Genomic DNA, 22,411 nt, shown 5'->3' with positions numbered 1-22,411 from the left:
TTTAAATGGATATTTTAATCCAGCAGATTCTCAACGGGCTGGTGCTCGGCAGCATCTACGCCATCATCGCGTTGGGCTACACGATGGTGTACGGCATTCTCGGCATCATCAACTTCGCGCACGGCGATGTGCTGATGGTGGGCGCAATGGTTGCACTCTCCGCGATCACCGTGTTGCAGAACCATTTTCCGGAGCTGGGCCATATCGCGACGCTGGCCATCGGGCTCGTGATCGCCGCGCTCGTCTGCGCGTGCGTCGGCTTCACGGTCGAGCGTGTCGCGTACCGGCCGCTGCGCCGCGCGCCGCGCCTGGCGCCGCTGATTACCGCGATCGGCGTGTCGATCCTGCTGCAGACGGCCGCGATGATGATCTGGTCGCGCAATCCGCTGCCGTTTCCGCAGCTTCTGCCGACCGATCCGATCAACGTGATCAAGGCGGGCGAGAACAATCCGGGCGCGGTGATTTCGCTGACTGAGATCACGATCATCATCGTCGCATTCGTGGTGATGGGCGGGCTCCTGCTTCTCGTGCACAAGACCAAGCTCGGCCGCGCGATGCGCGCGATCGCCGAGAACCCGAGCACGGCGAGCCTGATGGGCGTGAATCCGAATTTCGTGATTTCGGCGACGTTCATGATCGGCTCAGCGCTGGCTGCGCTCGCGGGCGTGATGATTGCGTCCGAGTATGGCAACGTGCATTTCTACATGGGCTTCATTCCCGGCATGAAGGCATTCACGGCCGCCGTGCTCGGCGGGATCGGCAATCTTGGCGGCGCGATGGTGGGTGGCGTGCTGCTCGGTCTCATCGAGCAACTGGGCGCGGGCTATATCGGCAATCTGACGGGCGGGGTGTTCGGCAGTAACTATCAGGACGTGTTCGCGTTCATCGTGCTCATCGTCGTGCTGGTGTTCCGGCCGTCGGGCCTGCTGGGCGAACGTGTCGCCGATCGCGCGTAACGGGAGGAGAACAACATGACATCGATTCAACCGATCGAAACGTCCGCGACGCTCGTCGACGAGCGTCATACCGCGAAGACGGTCACTATCGGCGTGCTGACCGCCGCGCTCGTCATTGCCGCGCCGCTCATCATCGGCGCGACGGGCGGCAACTATTGGGTGCGCGTGCTCGATTTCGCGATGCTATACGTGATGCTCGCGCTGGGGCTGAATGTCGTCGTCGGCTTCGCGGGGCTGCTCGATCTCGGCTACATCGCGTTCTACGCGGTGGGCGCTTATACCGCGGCGCTCTTGAGCTCGCCGCACCTGACGTCGCATTTCGACTGGATCGCGCAGCTCGCGCCGGCCGGCCTGCATGTGCCGTTTCTCCTCATCGTGCCGATCGCGATGGCGCTCGCGGCGGTGTTCGGCATTCTGCTCGGCGCGCCGACGCTGCGTCTGCGCGGCGACTATCTCGCCATCGTCACGCTCGGCTTCGGCGAGATCGTGCGTATTTTCATGAACAACCTCGATCGTCCGGTCAACGTGACGAACGGGCCGCAAGGGATCACGGGCGTCGATCCGGTCAAGGTGGCGGGTTTCAACTTCGCGCAGACGCACGAGATCTTCGGCTTCTCGCTGCCTTCGGTCTATTTGTATTACTACCTGTTCGTGCTTTGCGCGCTGCTCGTGATCTGGGTCTGCACGCGGCTGCAACACTCGCGGATCGGCCGCGCGTGGGCCGCGATCCGCGAGGACGAGATCGCCGCGAAGGCGATGGGCATCAACACCCGCAACGTGAAACTGCTTGCGTTCGCGATGGGCGCGTCGTTCGGCGGGCTGTCGGGCGCGATGTTCGGCGCGTTTCAGGGCTTCGTGTCGCCGGAATCGTTCACGTTCTGGGAATCGGTCGTCGTGCTCGCGTGCGTCGTGCTGGGCGGCATGGGACATATTCCGGGCGTGATTCTCGGCGCCGTGCTGCTCGCCGTGTTCCCCGAATTCCTGCGCTCGACGATGAGCCCGCTGCAACACATGCTGTTCGGTCACGATGTTGTCGATACTGAAGTGATCCGTCAGGCGCTGTATGGCCTCGCGATGGTCGTCATCATGCTGTACCGCTCGGAGGGCCTGTGGCCCGCGCCGAAGCATGAGGACAAGATCGCGAAATTGGCGAAACGCGGCGGCAAGAAGCCGGTGCGCGCTTGAATCGCGCGAGTGGAGTGAGCGCTGATGCGCTGATTCCTATCGACAGCGTTGCATGGGGCGGGAGTAAGCGCTAAAGCGCTGACGTCCGCCGACAGCGTTGCATGGGGCGGGAGTAAGCGCTAAAGCGCTAACTCCCGCCGACACAGGAGAGAAGGTAATGAGCGAACAAATTCGTCTGTCCGTCAAAGGCGTGAATAAACGCTTCGGCGGCCTGCAGGCGTTGTCCGACGTCGGCCTCCAGATTCGGGAGGGCGAGATCTATGGTCTCATCGGCCCGAACGGCGCCGGCAAGACCACGTTCTTCAACGTGATCACCGGGCTCTATACGCCCGATTCCGGCGAGTTCAAGCTCGACGGCGAAACTTACACGCCAACCGCCGTCCATCAGGTCGCAAAGGCGGGCATCGCCCGCACGTTTCAGAATATTCGTCTGTTCGGCGGAATGACCGCGCTCGAGAACGTGATGGTCGGGCGCCACGTGCGCACGAAGCACGGCCTGATCGGCGCGGTGTTCCAGACGCCCGCCGAGCGCAAGGAAGAGCGCGAGATCAGGGAACGCGCGATCGAACTGCTCGATTACGTCGGCGTGCTGCAGTATGCGGATTACACCGCGCGCAATCTGTCATATGGCCATCAGCGGCGCCTGGAGATCGCCCGCGCGCTCGCGACCGATCCGAAACTGCTCGCGCTCGACGAGCCGGCGGCGGGGATGAACGCAACCGAGAAGGTCGAACTCACGCGGCTGCTCGACAAAATCCGCGCCGACGGCCGCACGATCCTGCTGATCGAGCACGACGTGAAGCTCGTGATGGGGCTGTGCAACCGGATGACGGTGCTCGATTACGGCAAGGTGATCGCCGAGGGGCTGCCGCAGGATGTGCAGAAGGACCCGAAAGTGATTGAAGCTTATCTCGGCGCAGGGGTGCACTGATGGCAGCGGCAATGTTGAAAATCAAAGGCCTGCAGGTCAACTACGGCGGCATCCAAGCCGTCAAGGGGGTCGATCTGGAAGTCCGTCAGGGCGAGCTCGTCACGCTGATCGGCGCGAACGGCGCGGGCAAGACCACGACGATGAAGGCGATCACGGGTCTCAAGCCGTATTCGGCGGGCGACATCGAGTATGACGGCCAGTCGATCAAGGGCGTGCCGACGCACGAACTGCTCAAGCGCGGCCTTGCGATGGTGCCGGAAGGGCGCGGCATCTTCGCGCGGATGTCGATCGTCGAAAACATGCAGATGGGCGCGTATCTGCGCAACGACAGCGACGGCATCAAGCAGGACGTGGAGCGGATGTTCGGTTTCTTCCCGCGTTTGAAGGAACGTGCGACGCAGCTGGCGGGCACGCTGTCGGGCGGCGAGCAGCAGATGCTCGCGATGGCGCGCGCGATTCTGAGCCGGCCCAAGCTGTTGCTGCTCGACGAGCCGTCGATGGGGCTGTCGCCGATCATGGTTGAGAAGATCTTCGAGGTGGTGCGCGAGATCTCGAAGGAGGGGCTCACGGTGCTGCTCGTCGAGCAGAACGCGCGCCTCGCGTTGCAGGCAGCCGATCGAGGCTATGTGATGGATTCCGGGATGGTCACGATGTCGGGCGACGCCAAGCAGATGCTCGACGATCCGAAGGTGCGCGCGGCCTACCTAGGCGAGTGAGCGCATGATCGCGTCGCGTGCGGCGGCGCATCGCTCCTGATGCTTTCGAAAGGCCGTCACGGTTGGCCGTGACGGCCTTTTTCTTATCGGGCGTTTGCAGGCGCAGTGAACTCCCCGCGCGCTGTCGAATCCATTCACGAACCGCGTATGTCGAGCGTACGGCAAACTCGAATCAGGAGGCGAAGCGTGAGTCTGGATTACGGTTTCGTAAAGGCGAAGGTGAAAGCGGTGGCGGGGCTGAAGGCGGCGGGGCATGGCGCCGAGACGCAATATCACGTGCATTTGACGCTCGCGTTGCCGGCGGGCGATTGGGATGTCGCGATCAATGTCGGCACCAATGACGCGGACGACTTGCTCAAATACAAGCTCGTCTACGATTTCCATCATCCGATCACGGACACGCTCGCGGCGGCGCACGAGGGCTTCACGGATCTCACCGGCCGCGACGCGCTGCCCGCGCTCGATTACACGCGCAGCGACATCCTGAACGAGACGGGCGCGTGGCGCTCGAGCGACGTGATGGACGGCTCCGAGCATGCGGAACCGATACCGTCGGTGCTGCGTCTTGTCAACCAGGCGCAGCAGCAAGGTCTCGATTTCTACGTGTTCGGCCGGACCTATAGCGAAGGTAACGGCATTCACGACACGCACATGAACCAGGGGTCGTCCGGCGCGCATTATCTGCACCGCGCGGGTGACGACGGCGCCGATCACAACGATGTGTGGCAGGACGGCGCGCTGATGGTTTGTATCGACGGCAACCAGCAGTGGGCCGCTTATTTCGCGGCATTCGAGCAGCAGGCGGTGCCGACCGACGCGCTCGGCAATCCACAGCCGGGCTCGGGGCCGATCACGGCATGACGCGCGGCGCGGATGGGCCGCGCGCCGCCCGCGCGGCCTATTCGGGTATTCGGAAAATGCGGCGCGCCGCACGGCGAGCGCGGCGTCGATATCGTCGCGCGCGAGCCCCGCACGCTCATCGACAGCGGGCCGGCCGCGCTCGGAGTGCGCGCCGGCATGCTCTCATCAAAGCGAATCGAGCACCGAGCGAAGCATCGCGAGCATCTGGTCGATCTCGTCGATGCTCACGTTGAGCGCCGGCATGAAGCGCAGCAAATTGGGCCGCGCGGCGTTCAGCAGCAGGCCCACGGGCTGCATGTCGCGCGCCTTCTCGACGATCTGCGGGCCGATGTCCTTGCCGAGCAGCAGCGCACGCAGCAGGCCTTCGCCACGTTCGCCTTCGAAGCCGCGCTCGTCGGACAGCTCGAGCAGCTTCTTCTTCAGATATTCGCCGCGCGCGCGCACGCCTTCGAGGAAGCCGGGCGCGACGAGCTGCGAGATCACCGCATGGCCCGCCGCCGTCATCAGCGGGTTGCCGTTGTAGGTGCCGCCCTGATCGCCCGCTTCGAACACCGCGACATCGGCCTTCGCGAGCAGCGCCGCGAGCGGCACGCCGCCGCCCACGCCCTTGCCGAGCGTCATGATGTCCGGTTCGATGTTCGCGAGTTCGTATGTGAACAGCGTGCCGGCGCGGCCGCAGCCGCTTTGCACCTCGTCGACGATCAACAGCAGGCCGTGCTGCTTCGTCAGCGCGCGCAACTGTTGCATGAATTCGCGCGTCGCCGGAATCACGCCGCCTTCGCCCTGGATGGGCTCCAGCATCACGGCGACCGTCTTGTCGCCGATCAGCTTTTCGACCGACGCGATATCGTTGAACTCGGCCTTGGGGAAACCCGGCACCTGCGGGGCGAAGAGCGTATCCCAGCCGGGCTTGCCGCTTGCCGACATCGTCGCGAGCGTGCGGCCGTGGAAAGCATGATCGAACGTGATGATCTCGTAGGCGCCGTTCTTGTATCGACGGCCCCATTTGCGCGCGAGCTTGATCGCGCCTTCGTTCGCTTCCGCGCCGCTGTTCGCGAAGAATACCTTGTCGAAGACGCTATGCTGCGTGAGCAGGGCCGCGAGCTTGGCCATCGGTTCGTTGTAGAAGGCAGGCGAAGGGTTGAGCAACTTCTCCGCTTGCGCTTGCAGCGCGTGCACGAGGCCGTCGTTGCAGTGGCCGAGGCAATTGACCGCCCAACCCTGGATGAAGTCCAGATAGCGCTTGCCGGTATGGTCGTGGAGCCACGATCCCTTACCGTGCGTGAACACGATGTCGGGGCGGTTCGTGATGTACATCAGCGAGTCGATCGGGTAATCGGTCAACGGCATGGCGGCGGGCTCCGGGCAGGGGTTAGCGAAATGAAGCGGAATGAAAAGCAACAAAAAAAGCCACGGTACATGCCGTGGCTGGGTGGTTCGAACAGCTTGCGCGTAACAGGGAAGCGGTTAGGCGCGAGTCCGTGACGAGCCGGCGGCATCCGGGACGGGAAGCGGGCGGCGACGTCGAAGCGTGGACTGGAAACGGTTCATGGGCGCAAGCTTAAGGCACGCTTGGCTTCAAGTAAACCGCCGCGACGCGGCAATTCGGTGTCGCGGCGGTTCGATCTGCGCGCACATGCCGGCGCAAGGCACTCAGACCGTATGCGCGAGGTCCGCGGCGCTCGTGAACGAATCGGCGTAGAACGCGTCCGCGGGCAGACCATGATGCTGCGTGAAGTCGCGCTGCGCCGATTCGACCATCACCGGCGCGCCGCATGCATACACCTCATGGCCCGACAGATCCGGCAGATCCTCGATCACCGCGCGGTGCACGAAGCCTGTGCGGCCCGTCCAGCCGTCGCTGTCGTCGGGCTCGGAGAGCACCGGCACGAACTTGAAGTTCGGGATTTCGCCCGCCCATTGTTCGGCGACGTCGAGCAGATACAGATCCTTCTTGCGGCGCGCGCCCCAGTAAAGCGTCATTGGACGCTCGAGCTTCAGGTGCTTTACATGCTCGATGATCGCCTTGATCGGCGCGAAGCCCGTGCCGGAGGCGAGCAGCACGATCGGCTTGTCCGATTCCTCGCGCAGGAAGAACGTGCCGAGCGGGCCTTCAAAGCGCAGGATATCGCGCTCCTTCATCGCGCCGAACACATGATCGGTGAACTTGCCGCCCGGCATGTGGCGGATGTGCAACTCGATCGGACCGTCCTCGTGCGGTGGTGTCGCCATCGAGTAGCTGCGGCGCGTGCCGTCCTTCAGGATGAATTCGATGTATTGACCGGCGAGGTACTGCAGCCGCTCGTTTGCGGGAAGCTGCAGTTTCAGCACGATCACGTCGTCCGCGCGGCGCTCGAGCGCCGCGACGCGGCAGGGCAGCTTCTTCACTTGCACGCCGTCGACGCCCGCGATTTCGCGCACGTCGATTTCGAGGTCGCTTTGCGGTTTCGCGCAGCACATCAGCGCCAGGCCGCGCGTGCGTTCGTCGTTTGACAGCGCCGACGCCGAATGCGGCCCCTGCTCGATCTGACCTTGCGTGACCGCGCCCTTGCACGAGCCGCATGCGCCGTTCTTGCAACCGTACGGCAAATGCACGTTCTGACGCAGCGCTGCCGCGAGCACGGTTTCGTCGGCCTCGACCTGGAATTGCCGGCCGCTTTGCTTGATGGTTACGTTAAAAGCCATAAGTCCGTTGAGAACAGTATGTGGGGACCGTGCGATTCAGGCACGGCAGCTACAATGCATCCCGAAGGAATCAACCGGTACACCATGATTGCGACACGAATCCTGCGCCGCTCGCGCGTGCTGATCGTTGGCTGCGGCGATGTTGGCATGCGCTGCGTCGCTCAGCTGCGCGCGCGGCGCGTGAACCTGCGCATCGTCGCGCTGACGAGCCAGCCGGCACGTCGCGCCGAACTGCGCGCGGCGGGCGCCGTGCCGCTCGTCGGCAATCTCGACGAGCCGGCGACACTCGCGCGTCTTTCCCGGCTCGCGAATACCGTGCTGCATCTCGCGCCGCCGCAGGCGACGGGCGACGCCGATCGCCGCACGCAGGCGCTGATCGCCGCGTTGGCATCGCCGCGGCGGGTGCCGCGCCGCTTGGCGGGTGCGCAGGCGGGCCGTGCATACGGCAAATGGCGCGCGAAGCAGGCCGCCGTGACAGCGATTCGGCAGCCATTTCGGCCGCGGTTTCGGCGCTCGCATATTGTACCCGACGTGCCGTCGCGGCCGGTCGTCGTCTACGCGAGCACGAGCGGCGTCTACGGCGACTGCGGCGGCGCGTGGGTTGACGAAACGCGGCCGGTGCGGCCGGCTAACCCGCGTGCGCGGCGGCGCGTGTCGGCCGAGCGCCAATTGCGCCGCGCGACCGCGCGCGGCGCGCTGTCTGCGCGCATCATCCGCATTCCGGGCATCTACGCGGCAAACCGGCTGCCGCTCGCGCGGCTCGACAAGGGCACGCCAGCGCTCGTCGATGCCGACGACGTCTACACCAATCACATTCACGCGGACGATCTCGCTTCGATCCTGCTGCGCGCGGCCGTGCGCGGCAAGCCGGCGCGGGCCGTGCATGCGTGCGACGACACCGAGATGAAGATGGCGGAGTATTTCGAGCGAGTCGCGCGTGCGTTCGGCAAGCCGAGCCCGCCGCGTATTACGCGCGCCGACGCGCAGCGGCGGCTCGATCCGACGCTGCTTTCGTTCATGCGCGAATCGCGGCGGCTCGTGAACGCGCGCATGAAGCACGAATTGCGCATCATGCTGCGCTACCCCAGCGTCGACGCGTTCCTGCGCGCCACCGCCGGGCCGGACGCGCTCAAGTAAGCGCCGGCAGCGCCTCGATCAGCAGGAAGCACAACAGCGCGCCGATCATCGCGCCGATCAGGTTCGGGTGATATTTGTGCTTCAAATGCATCGCGGTGAGCAATCCGCCGATCACGATCGCACCAAGCGCCGCGAACGCGAGGATCACGGACGAAATTTCAATCGGACTGCTGATGATCATCATGCCTCCCCAAACCAGAAAAACCCTGTACTCATGTTTTGTGCTTGTGATTTGAGTATAGCGAGGCTTTTCGAGGCTGCCATGCTGCGAAGCAGCAAGCCCGGAGCCGCTCGTGCGCAGGCCGTGCGGGCTTTCCCTTACAGGGTTTTCGCTGTATTGCGCAACGCGGCCAGCTCGGATGCGTCGAGCCAGCGCCACGCGCCTTGCGCGAGATCCTCTGGCAGAGCGAAGCCGCCGATGCGAATCCGGTGCAACGCGTCGACGCGGTTGCCCGCTGCGGCGACCATGCGTTTGACCTGGTGGTATTTGCCTTCCGCGATAGTCAATTCGAGGAGTCGTTCTTCTCTGGCATGCGCGGCAATCGCGGCGACGGGCTTCGGCTCGCCGTGCAGCAGCACGCCGGCGCGCAGCGCGTCGAGTTGCGCGCCGTCGAGCGGGTGGCGCACCGTGGCGGCATAGGTTTTCGGCACCTTGCGCTTCGGTGACGTGTATGCGTGAACGAATTGACCGTCGTCGGACAGCAGCAGCAGGCCCGTTGTGTCCTGGTCGAGCCGTCCGACGCACTGGACGCCGCGCTCGGCGAACTGGGGCGGCAGCAGGCTGAAGACGCTCGGATGATGCTGCGGCTCGCGCGAGCATTCGTAACCAGCGGGCTTGTTGAGCGCGAGATACGCGCGCGCGCGGTACGGCCACGCGACACCGTCGACTTTGAAGATCAGTCGGTCGGCATCGAACGATGCCTGCGGATCGGCGCACGTCGCGCCGCCGATCGCGACGCGTCCCGCGTCGATGAGCGCGCGGCATTGGCGGCGCGAGCCGAAGCCTTGCGTAAACAGAATGCTTTCGAGATCCATGGCGTGCGCATTGTATCAAGCGGGCGTGCGCCAATACGTTCGCGCAGGGGCGCACGCGCGCGTAAGGCTGGTAAGCTGACGGCCGCGGTCCGCACCGGCGCGCCGTGTTTGGTCGTTTGTTTCGTCGTTTTAATGAAGGTATCCAATGACATCGAAGAAGATCATGCTGATGGCGCGCGGCGGCATCGCCGCCGCGCTTGTGCTCACGTTGCCGGGTTTTGCGTTGGCTCATGCGAAACCGGAGCAGACTCAGCCGACCGCGAACGCCGTGGTTGCGGCGCCTGACGATGTGGCGATCAATTTCACCGAGACGCTTGAGCCTGCATTCAGCTCGATCGCGGTTGTCGATGCGGCAGGCGTGCTCGTGACGACCGACAAATCGATCGTCGATGCCAGCCGCAAGCACATGTCGGTCGCGCTCAAGCCGTTGCAGCCGGGCGCCTACACGGTCAAATGGGTGGCGGTTGCGACCGACGGCCATCGCACGCAAGGCAGCTACAAGTTCAGCGTGAAATGAACGGGCGTGCCGCGGCGCCCGAATCGGTCGAGCGGTGACTCGGCGCTGCGCCTGGGCTGCTTGGCGCGAATCGCTCAGGCAGTGATTGCCCGTTGCCCGGCGCGGCCGGTCGGCCGCGCGCGGGATATGTCGGCAGGCGGCCGGCCGCGTCGGGCAGGTCCGGCGCGCCTGGGCCGCGCGCAGCTGCTCCAGGCATGCGCGCGCAGCGCGTCAGCGCGTCATGTTCCGAATCGACGGCGCGCGCCGCTGTCGCGAACCGCGTCGATCAACGCCTCGCTCGCGGGCGTCGGCCGGTGTGCGAACGCGTAGAAGCGCGCCGCGGGCAGCGCGGGCAAGCCGTCGTTCGGCCCGTATTCGCGCAGGCCGTCGCGCAACTGGCTGCGCGCGAGCACCGTGAGCGCGAATCCGGCGAGCGCCGCCGACACGCAGCCCGCCATGCTGGCGCTCTCGAACACGATGCGCCATGGCCGCTGCGCGCTGCTCAGCGCGCGCATTGCCGCCTCTCGATAGACGCACGGCTCGGGAAAGAGCGCGAGCGGCAACGTATCGGCCGGCTCGAGCCTGGCGGCGGACGTGTAGGCCCACACGAGCGGCTCCTCCCACAGCAATTCGCCGGCTGCGTCGACGCGCTCGCATGCCTTGCCGAGCACGACGTCGATCTTGCCGCGCGCCTGCTCGCGCAGCAGATCCACGGTGATGCCGACCTTCAGTTCGATCGCCGTGCGGCGATGCCGGCGGCCAAACGCATGCAGTACCTGCGGCAGCCACGTGCCGGCGAAATCTTCCGATGCGCCGATGCGCAGCCGTGCGTCGAGCGGTGAGCCGCGCAGCCGCGCGCGCGCATCGCGCTCCAATTCGACGATATTGCGCGCATACGTGTGGAGCGTCTGTCCGGCCGGCGTCAGCTCGACGCGGCGCGTGGTGCGGGCGAGCAGCGTCACGCCCGCGGCCCGTTCGAGCCGCTTGATGTGGCCGCTGACCGCGGATGGCGTCAGCGCGAGCCGCTCCGCGGCGAGTGCGAAGCCGTTGCTTTCGACGACGGCGAGAAATGTGCGCAGCAGCCCGATGTCGAGCGGCGCGGACGACGGCTCCAGCAGCGTATCCATTGCGATCCGCTCCCGCGATTAAACGAGATTCTCCAATAATAATCGATGATTCTTCATGAATCGCGATGGGCTGACGCTCTACCATCGGCAACGTATTGATCGACGGAGATTCCGATGTCTGCATACGCATATGTGGCGACGCCGTTGCTGGACGTGGCCTATCTCGAATGGAACCCGGCCGGCGTGCGCACGGCCGTTCTGCTGCACGGCTGGCCGGACAGTCCGGCTTGCTGGAAGGCGCTCGCGCCGGCGCTTGCCGGCGCCGGTTACCGCGTGCTGGCGCCGGCGCTGCGCGGCTTTGCGCCGACCCGTTTTCGCGATCCCGCGACGCCGCGCAGCGGGCAGCTCGCCGCGCTGGCGCGCGATTTGCTGGATTTCATCGACGCGTTGCGGCTCGATGCGCCGGTGCTCGTCGGGCACGACTGGGGCGCGCGGGCGGTGGCGAACGCGTGCGCGTTGCGCGAGCGCGCCGCGTCGCATCTCGTGATGATGTCGGTCGGGTATGGCACCAACGATCCGAATCAGACGATGTCGCTGCAGCAAACGCGCAACTACTGGTATCACTGGTGGATGGCGACGCCGCGCGGCGAACGCGCGGTGCGCGACGAGCGTCGCGAGGTTGCGCGCTTCATGTGGGACACCTGGTCGCCCGCCGGCTGGTATGCCCCGCATGAGTTCGACGAGGCGGCCGAAGCGTTTGACTCGCCCGATTGGGCCGATGTGGTGCTGCACTCCTACCGGCAGCGCTGGAATCTTGCGCACGGCGATCCGGCCTACGCGGACGATGACGCGCGGCTGGTTCCCGCGCCTGTGCTGTCGGTGCCGACGCTCGTGTTGCACGGCGGCGCGGACGCCTGTACGCATCCGGACAGCTCCGCCGGACGCGAAGCGCTGTTCGCCGCGCGTTACGAGCGAATCGTACTCGACGGAATCGGGCATTTTCCGCAGCGCGAGGCGCCGGCGCAGGTAGCCGGTGCGATTCTGAAATTCTGCGCGTGAGCGGTCGGCATAAGCGGCTGGCACGACGATGCGGCATTCGAAAGGCCGTGTGAAAGCTGGCGGCGGTTGAAACATTGCGCGCGGCGCACATGAGCGAGCGCGTGCGCCGGCGATCCGGCGCGGTTTCGAGCCGATGCCGGGCGTTGCCGCGGCGTCTGGAATCGATCGTTTAGCGATTTTTTCGGGCGCCGCAACTTCGTTTGGCGCATCACATTTTTGGCGACGTTGTCGGTCGGGAGGACCCGGAGTACGCTTGCCGCGCCTCCTTACCGGGAACTCCCAGATGAAAACAACGAAAGCCGTTTCGACCGTGACGCTTGCCACGAGCTTGAGCGTGGCGGCAGCCGCGTCGTTCGCGGCCGACGGGCCGCCCGTCGCACCGGTGCGCCCCGTCACGACGACCTATTTCGGCACGCCGGTCGTCGACAACTATCGCTACATGGAGAATCTGAAAGATCCTGAAGTCCAGACCTGGATGAAGGCGCAGGCCGACTATACGCGCCGCACGCTCGATCGCATTGCCGGGCGCGCCGCGCTCGCCCAGCAGATTCAGCGCCTGATGGCGGGCGATCTGATGCGCGGCGAATTCACGCGCCGTGGCGAGCGCCTGTTTTATCGGCTGATGGAGCCGGGCAGCAATTTGCCGAAGCTCGCGTGGCGCGACGGCGTGAATGGCGCGGAGCATGTGATCGTCGATCCGGCGAAGCTCGCGCCCGGCAGCGCGCATCATTACGCACTCGACTGGTATTCGCCGTCCTGGGACGGCCGCTATGTGGCGTATGGCGTATCCGAAGGTGGCTCGGAAAAGAGCGTGCTGCACGTGATCGATTTGAGCACGGGCACGCAGCTTGCCGAATCGATCGATCGCACCAGCGGCTGCGTCGTGTCGTGGCGCAACGACAACCGTTCGTTCTTCTATCTGCGCTACCCGAAGGCCGGCCCTGACACGCCGCCTGCGCTCACCGAGTACAACGCGGTGACGTTCGTGCACACGCTCGGCGAGCATCCCGACGGCGACGAGGCCGTGTTCGGCCGCGGCGTGTCGGCCAAGCTCGACGTGCCTGAAGGGCAGGGCACCTACGTGCTGGTGTCGCCCGATTCGCCGTATGCGGTTGCGGTAGCCAACCGCAACATGGACGACAATCCGAATACGTTCTACGTCGCGCCGCTCGAGCGCGTGAGTGGCGCCGATACGCCGTGGCAGAAATTCGCCGAGCCTCGGGACGGCGTGACCGACGTGAAGCTGCGCGGCGAGCGCTTATATTTGCTGTCCGAAAAGGATGCGCCGCGCTTTCAGATCCTGTCGACACCGGCGGCGCGGCCGGATATCGCGCATGCGGCTGCGCTCGTGCCGCAGGGGCCGAACGTGCTCGACGCGTTCACGATCGCGCAGGATGCGATCTATGCCGGCGAGCGCGCGGGTGCGAGCTTTCAGCTCAGGCGGGTGTCGTTCGACGGGCGCGACAACACAACGCTCACGCTGCCGTTCGCAGGCGCCGTGCGTGATCTGAGCGCGGATCCGCGCGAGCCGGGCGTGATGTTCACCCTGCAAAACTGGGTCAAGGCGCCGCGCGTGATCGCGTTCGATCCGCGCGGCCAGGGCAATGCCGCGGTCGATACCGGCCTCGTCGCGCCGTCGAAGCTCGAGTCCGACGCCTATGAAGCACACGACGAGTTCGCGACGAGCTACGATGGCACGCGCATTCCGGTATCGATCATCGCGAAGAAGGGCGCGGCGCGCGATGGTTCGCATCCTGCCATCGTGACCGGCTACGGCAGCTACGGCGTATCGATGGACCCGGTCTACCGGCCGTCGTGGCAGGCTTGGCTCGACCAGGGCGGCATCGTCGCGGTTGCGCACCTGCGCGGCGGCGGCGAGTATGGCGACGCGTGGCATCGCGCGGGCCAGAAGCAATGGAAGATCAATACGATGCTCGATTTCGTCGCGGCCGCGCAGCATCTGATCGACCGGCGCTATACGCAGCGGAAATATCTGGCCGCGAATAGCGCGAGCGCGGGCGGGATCGTGATGGGAGGCGCGATGAGCGTCGATCCAGGGCTCTTTCGCGTAGTGCTCGACGACGTCGGCCTGTCCGACGCGCTGCGCTTCGAAACCGAACCGAACGGGCCGCCGAACGTGCCCGAGATGGGTTCGAGTTCGGACGAGGCGGGCTTTCACGGGCTGTATGCGATGAGCGCGTATGCGCACATTCATGACGGCACGCCCTATCCGGCGGTAATGTTCACCACCGGCGCGAACGATCCACGCGTGTCGCCGTGGCACATGCTGAAGATGGCGGCGCGGGTGCAGGCGGCGACGGCGAGCGCACGTCCGGTGCTGCTGCGCATCGATTACGACGCCGGCCACGGCATCGGCTCGAGTGTGTCGCAGCGGGCGAATCTGCTCGCCGACGAATGGGCGTTCGCGCTGTGGCAAATGGGCCAGCCCGCGTTCCAGCCGAAGTGACGGCGCACGGGCGATGCTTCAGCATCGTTCGGACCGGCGGCGCGGCGCTTGCCCGGCGCGCCGGTCCGTTTGCCGGCGGGCGCGGCCGGTCATGCCGCGCCCGCCGGCCGGCTCATGCGCCGGACGCAGTCCGGTCGACGGTATAGTCGAACACCAGAACGCCTTGGCGCGCTAGCAACGGACCGACGAAATCCTTGAAAGCCTGATGATTCGCATCATAGAAATTCGGATCGGTGACGATCGGTTGCCCGACATAGAAGTTACGGTCGCCTTCCGAGCGGAACGTCACGAGGAATGCTTGCTGTAGCTGCTGATCGGCTTTTTCGCCGCTGCTTTGCATGCCTTCCTCGATGGATGCGATATAACGCGCACCGTTGCGCTGGCTTTTCTGTAGCGACAGAAAGCGCTGAGTGATTTCCTGCCTTTGCGCGGCCGTCACCGAATCTTGATAGCGGAACAGCACGATGTGACGCACGACGCCCGGCTTGTAATCCGATGCGGTGAACCGTTCGACGCCGACGGCCCTGAGTTCGTCGTTCAAGCGTTGCGCAACCGAAATCGATGACACATTGGCACCATTTGCGTTAGGGATCACGTTGTCGCCATCTTCGCATGCCGAGACAATGCTGCCGCAGACGGCGATTAGCGCAATATTGAGCAGAATTTTCATGGTCATCTCTCGCGTGGTTGGCTGAATACGGCTGCATATTCAGCCGTTCGGCGCCCAGCCGTATATCAATGATCCGGCTTTCGGTCATTTACGTCGCGAATCGGAAAATCGCCGCAAACTATCGGAAAGATGTGCGCATTAATTGATGCGCATCATCGCGGTGAATAAAAAGGCGTGCCGGCCCAGGGTAAAGCCGGCACGCTCAAAGTTCCGCTTTTTCGCAGAACCACGCATGCTGCGCTTGACTCGCATTCGCGCAGCCGTTTCATCATCTCAAAGGCGGAAAAAACTATCAATGGCATTTTCCCGCATTTCGCACTTGTTGACATTTAACGACATACGATTATTTTTAAATTTTAATTAGATTAATTAAATTGCAATTCGAATCCTGGAAATTGCATTGTGTAAATATGATTAATATATTGGACGGAATTAATCCGGCGCCAGCGCCGGTGCGCGGCAATGCCGCGCGATTATAGAAACCGCCGCAAAAGTGGTGTCAGCCATCGCCAGACCCCGCCGCACCCGGCCGCATCGCAACGCGCATCGGGCGGGGCGAGCAGGCCACCGTTGCCGTCGGTTACCGCGGCTGAACGCGCGAGAGCGAGCGCCACCGTTTGCGCGAGCGGGGGGATGCCCGTTTCGTCGGCGGGATCGATCCACAGGCCGTTTTCAGTATTCGAATAGGCTGAGAGCGGATCGAAATTGAAGCTGCCGACATAATAGCGGCGGCTATCGATCCGAACGAGCTTCGCGTGCAGCATCCGGTTTGCGTCGTCGTGATATTCGCGTATTTCGAGGCCCGCGCGCGCGAGCGCCGGCAAGTCGTTCGCGTAGGCGCGGCCGATCGCCGGCAACTCGGCGGCGAGCCGCTCGAGCGATGCGCTGACCAGCACGACGCGCACGCCTTCGCGCCGCTTGCGCTCGAGCAGCGCGCGCATCTCGGGCACGAGAATCAGGTACGGATTCACGACGACGATTTCCGCGCGCGCGCGGGCAAGCGCGGCGAGCATGTCGCCGAGCGTGCCGGGCGCGCGTTTGTCCGGCGCGTCGTGCACGTAGCGCAGGCGGTCGCACGCGAGCGCAAGCCAGGCGGTGGCTGGCCGCGCTTCGTCGATCGACGAAGCGCCGGCGCTGTTGCCTTGCTCGTCGCCGGACGCGGCGGACAGCGCACGGCGCCAGCGCTCGATGAGCGCCGGCTCGAGCGTCTTGAAGCCGCGTGCGCTCTGGTACGGCGAGGCGAGCGTGAATATCTCCGCCGGGCGCTGCGCGACGGCCGCGCTGCTGCGCCAGAATGCATCGAAGTGCGCGCGCATCGCATGCAGCGCCGAATTGCGGCGGCCGGGATCGCCGCGCACCAGCAAGTCGCGCTCGATGAGCCACCCGTCGACGCTTGCATTCCACGTCGAGCTGCTGCCGATGATGCCGGTGTCGCCGACGAGGAACAGTTTGTCGTGCATGCGCCGCGTGAGTTTCGTGAAATCGGCTTTCGGATGGAACACGCGTATTTCGAAACGCGGCGCGATGTCGTGCAGCGCGGCGATCAACTCGTCTTCGATCGGCAGAGCGGCTCCGGGGCCGATGCCGTCGATCAGCAGGCGCACCGGCACGCCGCGTTGCGCGGCCTGCACGAGCCGGCGCAGCATGTCGAGGCCCGCGCGGTCGGTATCGAAAATGTAAGCAAGAATGCGAATGCCATCCGACGGCATGGCCGCGCGAACGAGGTCGGCGCGCGTGCGCTGCAGCGTGCCGTCGTCGATGGGCGCGATCCAGTCGACGCACTGCGCGGCGGCGCTCGCGGACCAGGCGGCGATTGCAATCGCGGTGGCGATCGCGGCAACGAATGCGCGCGGTTTCATCGTTCGGCCGATATCGCGCGATTGGCTGGCGCAACGCGGGCGGCGAATGCGAGAATCCGATCCATCATCCAGTCGAATGACGGGTTGTAGTCGCCAGGTTGGGAACGGTAGGTATCCATGGACGATTTCGCGACGTTCGCGTGCCACACGGCGCTCTGCTCCGGATAGACGATCAGTTCGGACATTTGCGGCATCTGCGCGAGCAGACTCAGCGTTTCGCGTTCGTCGACGGCGGGATCGCGCTGCGGCACGATCGCGAATACCGGCGCACGCACTTGCGCGCCGAGCCGCACGTAAGACAGCGGCAGATCGCGGCGCCTGCCGTTGTCGAGTGGAACCGCGTCGCCGTAAGTGCGGCCGAGATATTGAATCATCTCGTATAACTGAAATGCCGGGTTGCCGGACAGCCTCGCGCTTTCGTCCGCATCCGCGCGCTTGCGCGTAAACGTGTTGCCTGCAATGCCGGACGCCTTGCCGATCACGCCGCCGAGCGTGGGCAGCGCACGTAGTTCGGTTGCGGGCGCCCATAGAACGAGCGCATCGACGTCGCGCGGGCGCGCGAGCGCCGCGTACAGCGCGAGCGTGCCGCCGAGTGAATGCCCGGCGATGATCACGTGCTGGCCGAGACAGTGCGCGATGTCCAGACCGAAATCAGCCGTGGCGAGCCAGTCGCGATACGTGACGGTGTCGATCGAGCGCCAACCAGCGTCCCAATGCCCCGGCAGCAGCAGCGACACGACATTGTAGCCAGCCGCCGCGAAGCGCGCCGCGGCGCCGCGCAGGAAGTACGGCGATTCGTACAGCCCGTGAATCAATAAGACGGCTGTGTCCGTGCGGCCGTCGGGCTGGAGGATCATGAACGGCAAATGCTTGTCCGCGACACCTGCTGCCGCGAGGCCGAGCCGATATGTGTCGAACGCCGAGGTGCAGCGCTGCGGCTGCGTGGCGGCTTGTGTGGCGCAGGGCAACACGACGCAGGTGAGCGCAACGGCGCATAGCCGGCGCAGAGTCGCGAGCGAGCGCATCGAATGAGCTAGCCGGCCGGATGCGCGCCGGGCGAGTGATCGGCTGAGCGCACCGAGGCTGACGGCCGGTGCGGCCGCGGGTAGAGCGTGCCGTTGGGCGGCGCGAAGTTCCGGCGCAGCGCGCCGGGCGGCCGAGAAAGGGTTATTTCTTTCATATTTTCGAGGAATAAAAATTCAACTTTTCATCGGGACGAACTCGCATTAACTCCGTAATCGATTTGCGGTTGATTGCTTGGTTTTGGTTTTGTGGCGGATTTTTGTGGATTTATAAATTTGATTTATTTATTGTTATTTTTTTGGGGTTGATGGTTGGCCGTAAATTTTCTGGTGATATTGAATTTCAATGTCTATTGAATGAGTTGCGGTTTTCTTTGAAAAATTGAACCGCCTCAATCGTGCTGATGATTAGTCTGTGCCAAATCGATCGGGCGGCATGCGCCGATTGCGAATTTGATATTCGCATGGCGCAATCGGTATCGAAAGATGGTCTGATGAAGGTGCTGCTTGTTGTAAAGGCTGTATCGGCTGCGCGATTGCCGATTACCGGTCGGCGCCTGGCCAATTCGATTATTAACGGAGGGCGAGAGCGGTAATTTAAAAGCGGTAGATGAAATTTCTAAAGCCGGACCGCGATGAAAGCGAGTTTTCGGCGATGCTTGGACGAGAAAAAGCCATGCGTGATGAAATGCAAACGCTTCGATGTTGGGCGCATCGGCGTTGTGGCGAAGCAGGCTGAAACACGGACGCCGCTGCGCGGTTGAACTCGTCGCGCCGGTTGATCGGAATGGATTGGTTTGCTGGCGCGGGCGGTTCGCCAAGCGTTTTGACGAGGCGGCTCGAGCGGCCGCGCGAATAAGGCGATTGAGACGGGGGCAGCACACATGTCATCCGGCGCGATGACGGCCCGCGTACTGAGAAGCAACGCATCGCACGCGCCTGTGATGCAAGCCGGACGTTGCGCTGCGAACGAACAATTTAATCTGGATCGCGGCGCGTCCGCGCATGCGCGCGCGGGTTGGCCGCGGTTTCAGCAGGAGTGTGGGGCAGTGTCGAGTGGCGAGGCGCAAATAAAAAAGCCCCATACTGAGTTGGACCAGTTGGGGCGGCTTTTTGCGCACGAAGGCCGGTTGGCGGCGCTGCAGATGACGAGGTCGTTTGGAGGGCGACTTAACGTAATGCGCGCAGTGTGTTGCGTTGTGCTTGGTTGGTGCCCAGGGCCGGAATCGAACCGGCACGCCTTGCGGCGGGGGATTTTGAGTCCCCTGCGTCTACCAATTTCACCACCTGGGCAAACCGCACTGATCCGCTCGCCGCTAACATGGCTCACCAATTCGAACCGTTAGCGCTTAGCGAAACGAGGATTATCACTGAAATCCCTCAGCCGGGCAAGTGCCGCGATAACCGTTGCCCGTCACAGCTCGTAGCTCTCGGCCACGCCCTTGAGCGCGGTTTCGACGAGCTTGCGATTGAGCGTCGGCGACAGCAGCTCCACGAGCGTGTACACGTAGCCGCGCAGATATGCCCCTTGCTTGAGCGCGACGCGCGTGATGTTGCTGCCGAACAAATGCCCGACCGGAATCGCGCGCAGGCTGCGGTCGCGCTCGGTGTTGAACGCGATGTCGGCCATGATCCCGACGCCGAGCCCAAGCTCGACGTAGGTCTTGATCACGTCCGCGTCGATCGCCTCGAGCACGATGTCGGGCGACAGCCCGCGCAGCGCGAACGCCTGGTTGATCTTCTTGCGGCCGGCAAATGCATCGTCGTATGTGATGAGCGGGTATTGCGCCAGATCGTCGAGCGACGGCTGCTTGCGTTCGAGAAGCGGATGGTCGGCCGGGACGACGGCCGCGTGGTGCCACTGAAAGCACGGCAGCGACACGAGTTCCTTGTAGTCGGCGATGGCCTCGGTCGCGATGGCCAGATCGGCCTGATCGTGGATCACCATTTCGGCAACCTGAGTCGGGCTGCCTTGCAGGATCGACAGATGGACCTTAGGAAAGCGTTTCTTGAACTCGGCGATCGCGGCGGGCAGCGAGTAGCGGGCCTGCGTATGCGTGGCCGCGATCGTCAGGTTGCCCTGATCCTGTGCCGCATAGTCTTTTCCGACCCTTTTCAGGCTTTCGACTTCCTGCAAAATCCGCTCGACCGACGCGAGAATGATGCGCCCCGGCTCGGTCAGCGAGCGCACGCGCTTGCCGTGGCGCGTGAAGATTTCGACGCCAAGTTCGTCCTCCAGCTCGATGATGGCTTTCGAGACCCCTGGCTGTGATGTGTACAGAGCCTTCGCCGCTTCGGTGAGGTTGAAATTCTGGCGCACGGCCTCGCGCACGAAGCGGAACTGATGCAGGTTCATTTATAACCCCTGTGCATATCGACAGAATTTTTTAGTCGTTTGAAATATAAAGAGAGTTTATTACGATTTGCCCGTGTTTTTCAAATATCGATATCTGTAATCGTCATTAGCAAAGCAGCGGCCGGGCGGATGGCCGCATCCGGCGGGCGGTGCAGATTCTGGCGCGGCGTGGCTAGGACGTCGCGCGGTCACGTTGAGCAACCCTGGGGTCCCCGAATGTATCAGTACGACCAGTACGATCAGACGATCGTCGACGAGCGCGTCGCGCAGTACCGCGACCAGGTCCGCCGCCGCTTGTCCGGCGAATTGAGCGAAGACGAATTCCGCCCGCTGCGCCTGCAAAACGGCCTGTACATGCAGCGCCACGCGTACATGCACCGGATCGCGATTCCATACGGCAATCTGCGCAGCGACCAGTTGCGCATGCTCGCGCGGATCGCACGCGAGCACGACCGCGGCTACGGACACTTTTCGACGCGCTCGAACATCCAGTACAACTGGATCAAGCTCGAAGAGACGCCCGACATTCTCGCGAAGCTTGCGTCCGTGCAGATGCACGGCATCCAGACATCGGGCAACTGCATCCGCAACATCACCGCCGACCAGTTCGCGGGCGTCGCGCAAGACGAGGAAGTCGACCCGCGTCCGTGGGCCGAGATTCTGCGTCAATGGTCGACGTTCCATCCCGAATTCGCGTGGCTGCCGCGCAAGTTCAAGATCGCCGTGTCGGGCGCGAAGGTCGATCGTGCCGCTGTGCAGATCCACGATCTCGGTGTCTATCTGAAGAAGAACGAGCACGGCGAAGTGGTCGCGAGCATTCTCGCGGGCGGCGGGCTCGGCCGCACGCCGATCGTCGGCGCGCTCATCCGTGAGAACCTGCCGTGGCAGCATCTGCTGACCTATTGCGAAGCGGTGCTGCGCGTCTATAACCGCTATGGCCGCCGCGACAATCTGTACAAGGCGCGGATCAAGATTCTCGTGAAGGCGCTGTCGCCGGCGAAGTTCGCGCAGCAGGTCGACGAAGAATGGCAGCACTTGAAGGACGGCCCGTCGACGCTCACGCAGGCGGAAGTCGATCGCGTGTCGCGGTGCTTCTTGCCGCCCGTCTACGAGAAACTGCCGGATACCGACGCGTCGTTCGAGCAGCATCTGCTGGAGAACAAGGCATTCGCGCGCTGGGTCGAGCGCAACGTGGCGCCGCACAAGGTGCCGGGCTACGCGGCCGTCACGCTGTCGCTGAAAAAGCACGGCGTCGCGCCGGGCGATGCGACCGATGCGCAGATGGAGCAGGTCGCCGACTGGGCCGACGCGTATTCGTTCGGCGAGCTGCGCGTGTCGCACGAGCAGAACCTGATTCTCGCGAACGTGAAGAAGCGCGATCTGTTCGAGCTGTGGGAAAAGGCGAAGGCGGTCGGCTTCGCGACGCCGAACATCGGCCTGCTGACCGACATCATCGCGTGCCCCGGCGGCGATTTCTGCTCGCTCGCAAACGCGAAGTCGATTCCGATCGCCACCGCGATCCAGGCGCGCTTCGACGATCTCGACTACGTGTACGACCTGGGCGATCTGTCGCTGAACATCTCGGGCTGCATGAATTCGTGCGGGCATCATCATGTCGGCAACATCGGCATCCTCGGCGTCGACAAGGACGGCGCCGAGTGGTACCAGGTGTCGCTCGGCGGCGAGCAGAGCACGGGCGCGAACGGCGCGCGGCTCGGCCGCGTGATCGGCCCGTCGTTCTCCGCGCACGAGGTGCCGGACGTGATCGCGAAGCTGATCGACACTTATGTCGATGCGCGCATCGAAGGCGAGCGCTTCATCGACACATACGACCGTATCGGCATCGCGCCGTTCAAGGAGCGCGTCTACGCGGCGCGCCAGACCGCGCACGCGTAACTCAAGCGTAGAA

20 protein-coding genes, 1 tRNA gene and 1 pseudogene are annotated in these 22,411 nt (G+C 64.1%); 11 read left to right on the top strand and 11 right to left on the bottom strand.

The genetic code is table 11. From position 1 onward, the window contains the following. The first annotated feature begins 5 nt into the window (after positions 1-5). From WS68_RS03460 to WS68_RS03440, 5 genes are all read left to right on the top strand, one after another. Positions 6-956 carry a branched-chain amino acid ABC transporter permease gene (locus tag WS68_RS03460; RefSeq protein WP_059569440.1) on the top strand — a complete coding sequence of 317 codons (951 nt, stop codon included), beginning with the start codon at positions 6-8 and terminating at the stop codon, positions 954-956. A 15-nt stretch (positions 957-971) separates the two neighbouring features. Continuing rightward, complete coding sequence (locus WS68_RS03455; protein WP_059569439.1) at positions 972-2,141, top strand: ABC transporter permease subunit; 1,170 nt, start codon at positions 972-974, stop codon at positions 2,139-2,141. A 157-nt stretch (positions 2,142-2,298) separates the two neighbouring features. Continuing rightward, positions 2,299-3,072, top strand: a complete 774-nt coding sequence (locus WS68_RS03450; RefSeq protein ID WP_059520452.1) for an ABC transporter ATP-binding protein — start codon at positions 2,299-2,301, stop codon at positions 3,070-3,072. Beyond that, a complete protein-coding gene (locus WS68_RS03445) occupies positions 3,072-3,788 on the top strand; it encodes an ABC transporter ATP-binding protein (RefSeq protein ID WP_059569438.1) in 717 nt (238 codons plus the stop codon). Before WS68_RS03450 ends, WS68_RS03445 begins: the two co-directional genes overlap by 1 nt. 186 nt (positions 3,789-3,974) lie before the next feature. Further along, complete coding sequence (locus tag WS68_RS03440) at positions 3,975-4,649, top strand: DUF2278 family protein (RefSeq protein WP_059569437.1); 675 nt, start codon at positions 3,975-3,977, stop codon at positions 4,647-4,649. Positions 4,650-4,814: 165 nt separating this feature from the next. Here the strand turns inward: WS68_RS03440 and WS68_RS03435 are convergent, their stop codons facing one another. Together WS68_RS03435 and WS68_RS03430 are read right to left on the bottom strand one after the other, a co-directional pair. After that, a complete protein-coding gene (locus WS68_RS03435; protein WP_059569436.1) occupies positions 4,815-5,999 on the bottom strand; it encodes an acetylornithine transaminase in 1,185 nt (394 codons plus the stop codon). Between the two features lie 303 nt (positions 6,000-6,302). Next, positions 6,303-7,334 carry a CDP-6-deoxy-delta-3,4-glucoseen reductase gene (locus WS68_RS03430; RefSeq protein WP_059569435.1) on the bottom strand — a complete coding sequence of 344 codons (1,032 nt, stop codon included), beginning with the start codon at positions 7,332-7,334 and terminating at the stop codon, positions 6,303-6,305. 29 nt (positions 7,335-7,363) lie between these two features. Here WS68_RS03430 and WS68_RS03425 point away from each other — a divergent pair. Continuing rightward, positions 7,364-8,471 (top strand): annotated as a pseudogene (locus tag WS68_RS03425) (NAD-dependent epimerase/dehydratase family protein). Here WS68_RS03425 and WS68_RS03420 read toward each other — a convergent pair. Together WS68_RS03420 and WS68_RS03415 are read right to left on the bottom strand one after the other, a co-directional pair. After that, positions 8,464-8,655 carry a hypothetical protein gene (locus WS68_RS03420; protein ID WP_089339229.1) on the bottom strand — a complete coding sequence of 64 codons (192 nt, stop codon included), beginning with the start codon at positions 8,653-8,655 and terminating at the stop codon, positions 8,464-8,466. The pseudogene WS68_RS03425 and the gene WS68_RS03420 overlap by 8 nt on opposite strands. Positions 8,656-8,789: 134 nt before the next feature. Beyond that, the gene (locus tag WS68_RS03415; RefSeq protein WP_059569434.1) at positions 8,790-9,506 is read right to left on the bottom strand and encodes a pseudouridine synthase; all 717 of its coding nucleotides are present in this window, start codon (positions 9,504-9,506) and stop codon (positions 8,790-8,792) included. Positions 9,507-9,651: 145 nt separating this feature from the next. On the opposite strand from WS68_RS03415, the gene copC reads away from it, so the two are divergent. Beyond that, complete coding sequence (gene copC / locus WS68_RS03410) at positions 9,652-10,023, top strand: copper homeostasis periplasmic binding protein CopC (RefSeq protein ID WP_442857142.1); 372 nt, start codon at positions 9,652-9,654, stop codon at positions 10,021-10,023. Positions 10,024-10,241: 218 nt separating this feature from the next. Here copC and WS68_RS03405 read toward each other — a convergent pair whose 3' ends face one another. Then, entirely contained in the window at positions 10,242-11,129 is an 888-nt protein-coding gene (locus WS68_RS03405) for a LysR substrate-binding domain-containing protein (RefSeq protein ID WP_059569433.1), read from the bottom strand. Positions 11,130-11,243: 114 nt separating this feature from the next. Between WS68_RS03405 and WS68_RS03400 the strand changes: the two genes are divergently transcribed. Both WS68_RS03400 and WS68_RS03395 read left to right on the top strand, forming a co-directional pair. Next, entirely contained in the window at positions 11,244-12,128 is an 885-nt protein-coding gene (locus WS68_RS03400) for an alpha/beta fold hydrolase (RefSeq protein WP_059569432.1), read from the top strand. A gap of 283 nt (positions 12,129-12,411) precedes the next feature. Then, positions 12,412-14,595, top strand: coding sequence for a prolyl oligopeptidase family serine peptidase (locus WS68_RS03395; protein ID WP_059569431.1), 2,184 nt, complete (start codon positions 12,412-12,414; stop codon positions 14,593-14,595). Between the two features lie 112 nt (positions 14,596-14,707). On the opposite strand, the gene WS68_RS03390 is transcribed toward WS68_RS03395, so the two are convergent. The 3 genes from WS68_RS03390 to WS68_RS03380 form a co-directional block, all read right to left on the bottom strand. Continuing rightward, on the bottom strand, positions 14,708-15,265 hold the full coding sequence (locus tag WS68_RS03390) for a Dabb family protein (protein ID WP_082709793.1): 558 nt from the start codon (positions 15,263-15,265) through the stop codon (positions 14,708-14,710). Positions 15,266-15,738: 473 nt separating this feature from the next. Next, positions 15,739-17,124, bottom strand: a complete 1,386-nt coding sequence (locus WS68_RS03385; RefSeq protein WP_059569430.1) for a phospholipase D-like domain-containing protein — start codon at positions 17,122-17,124, stop codon at positions 15,739-15,741. Further along, the gene (locus tag WS68_RS03380; protein ID WP_231752934.1) at positions 17,121-17,981 is read right to left on the bottom strand and encodes an alpha/beta hydrolase; all 861 of its coding nucleotides are present in this window, start codon (positions 17,979-17,981) and stop codon (positions 17,121-17,123) included. The genes WS68_RS03385 and WS68_RS03380 overlap by 4 nt, the downstream gene beginning before the upstream one ends. On the opposite strand from WS68_RS03380, the gene WS68_RS28685 reads away from it, so the two are divergent. Next, on the top strand, positions 17,980-18,156 hold the full coding sequence (locus WS68_RS28685) for a hypothetical protein (RefSeq protein WP_231752933.1): 177 nt from the start codon (positions 17,980-17,982) through the stop codon (positions 18,154-18,156). The genes WS68_RS03380 and WS68_RS28685 overlap by 2 nt on opposite strands. 382 nt (positions 18,157-18,538) lie before the next feature. On the opposite strand, the gene WS68_RS27225 is transcribed toward WS68_RS28685, so the two are convergent. The 3 genes from WS68_RS27225 to WS68_RS03370 all read right to left on the bottom strand — a co-directional run bounded on the left by WS68_RS27225 (position 18,539) and on the right by WS68_RS03370 (position 20,502). Continuing rightward, positions 18,539-18,967: a hypothetical protein gene (locus WS68_RS27225; protein WP_156429323.1), complete on the bottom strand. Its 429-nt coding sequence runs from the start codon at positions 18,965-18,967 to the stop codon at positions 18,539-18,541. 387 nt (positions 18,968-19,354) lie between these two features. Continuing rightward, positions 19,355-19,439, bottom strand: a tRNA-Leu gene (locus WS68_RS03375). 121 nt (positions 19,440-19,560) lie between these two features. Further along, positions 19,561-20,502, bottom strand: coding sequence for a CysB family HTH-type transcriptional regulator (locus WS68_RS03370; RefSeq protein ID WP_059569428.1), 942 nt, complete (start codon positions 20,500-20,502; stop codon positions 19,561-19,563). Positions 20,503-20,718: 216 nt separating this feature from the next. Between WS68_RS03370 and WS68_RS03365 the strand changes: the two genes are divergently transcribed. Beyond that, positions 20,719-22,398, top strand: a complete 1,680-nt coding sequence (locus WS68_RS03365; protein ID WP_059569427.1) for a nitrite/sulfite reductase — start codon at positions 20,719-20,721, stop codon at positions 22,396-22,398. The last annotated feature ends 13 nt before the right edge of the window (positions 22,399-22,411 follow it).

Source organism: Burkholderia sp. TSV86 (genome assembly GCF_001522865.1).
GTDB lineage: Bacteria > Pseudomonadota > Gammaproteobacteria > Burkholderiales > Burkholderiaceae > Burkholderia.
This window is presented reverse-complemented; position numbering and strand designations above follow the sequence as displayed.

Bases quoted from the DNA above. Each gene is read 5' to 3' on its own strand.
- WS68_RS03435 (WP_059569436.1), bottom strand. From the start codon at position 5,999: ATGCCGTTGACCGATTACCCGATCGACTCGCTGATGTACATCACGAAC.
- WS68_RS03405 (WP_059569433.1), bottom strand. From the start codon at position 11,129: ATGGATACGCTGCTGGAGCCGTCGTCCGCGCCGCTCGACATCGGGCTG.
- WS68_RS03460 (WP_059569440.1), top strand. From the start codon at position 6: ATGGATATTTTAATCCAGCAGATTCTCAACGGGCTGGTGCTCGGCAGC.
- WS68_RS28685 (WP_231752933.1), top strand. From the start codon at position 17,980: ATGAACGGCAAATGCTTGTCCGCGACACCTGCTGCCGCGAGGCCGAGC.
- WS68_RS03395 (WP_059569431.1), top strand. From the start codon at position 12,412: ATGAAAACAACGAAAGCCGTTTCGACCGTGACGCTTGCCACGAGCTTG.
- WS68_RS03450 (WP_059520452.1), top strand. From the start codon at position 2,299: ATGAGCGAACAAATTCGTCTGTCCGTCAAAGGCGTGAATAAACGCTTC.
- WS68_RS03430 (WP_059569435.1), bottom strand. From the start codon at position 7,334: ATGGCTTTTAACGTAACCATCAAGCAAAGCGGCCGGCAATTCCAGGTC.
- WS68_RS03400 (WP_059569432.1), top strand. From the start codon at position 11,244: ATGTCTGCATACGCATATGTGGCGACGCCGTTGCTGGACGTGGCCTAT.
- WS68_RS03455 (WP_059569439.1), top strand. From the start codon at position 972: ATGACATCGATTCAACCGATCGAAACGTCCGCGACGCTCGTCGACGAG.
- WS68_RS03370 (WP_059569428.1), bottom strand. From the start codon at position 20,502: ATGAACCTGCATCAGTTCCGCTTCGTGCGCGAGGCCGTGCGCCAGAAT.
- WS68_RS03445 (WP_059569438.1), top strand. From the start codon at position 3,072: ATGGCAGCGGCAATGTTGAAAATCAAAGGCCTGCAGGTCAACTACGGC.
- WS68_RS03385 (WP_059569430.1), bottom strand. From the start codon at position 17,124: ATGAAACCGCGCGCATTCGTTGCCGCGATCGCCACCGCGATTGCAATC.
- WS68_RS03420 (WP_089339229.1), bottom strand. From the start codon at position 8,655: ATGATGATCATCAGCAGTCCGATTGAAATTTCGTCCGTGATCCTCGCG.
- WS68_RS03390 (WP_082709793.1), bottom strand. From the start codon at position 15,265: ATGAAAATTCTGCTCAATATTGCGCTAATCGCCGTCTGCGGCAGCATT.
- WS68_RS03380 (WP_231752934.1), bottom strand. From the start codon at position 17,981: ATGATCCTCCAGCCCGACGGCCGCACGGACACAGCCGTCTTATTGATT.
- copC (WP_442857142.1), top strand. From the start codon at position 9,652: ATGACATCGAAGAAGATCATGCTGATGGCGCGCGGCGGCATCGCCGCC.
- WS68_RS03365 (WP_059569427.1), top strand. From the start codon at position 20,719: ATGTATCAGTACGACCAGTACGATCAGACGATCGTCGACGAGCGCGTC.
- WS68_RS03415 (WP_059569434.1), bottom strand. From the start codon at position 9,506: ATGGATCTCGAAAGCATTCTGTTTACGCAAGGCTTCGGCTCGCGCCGC.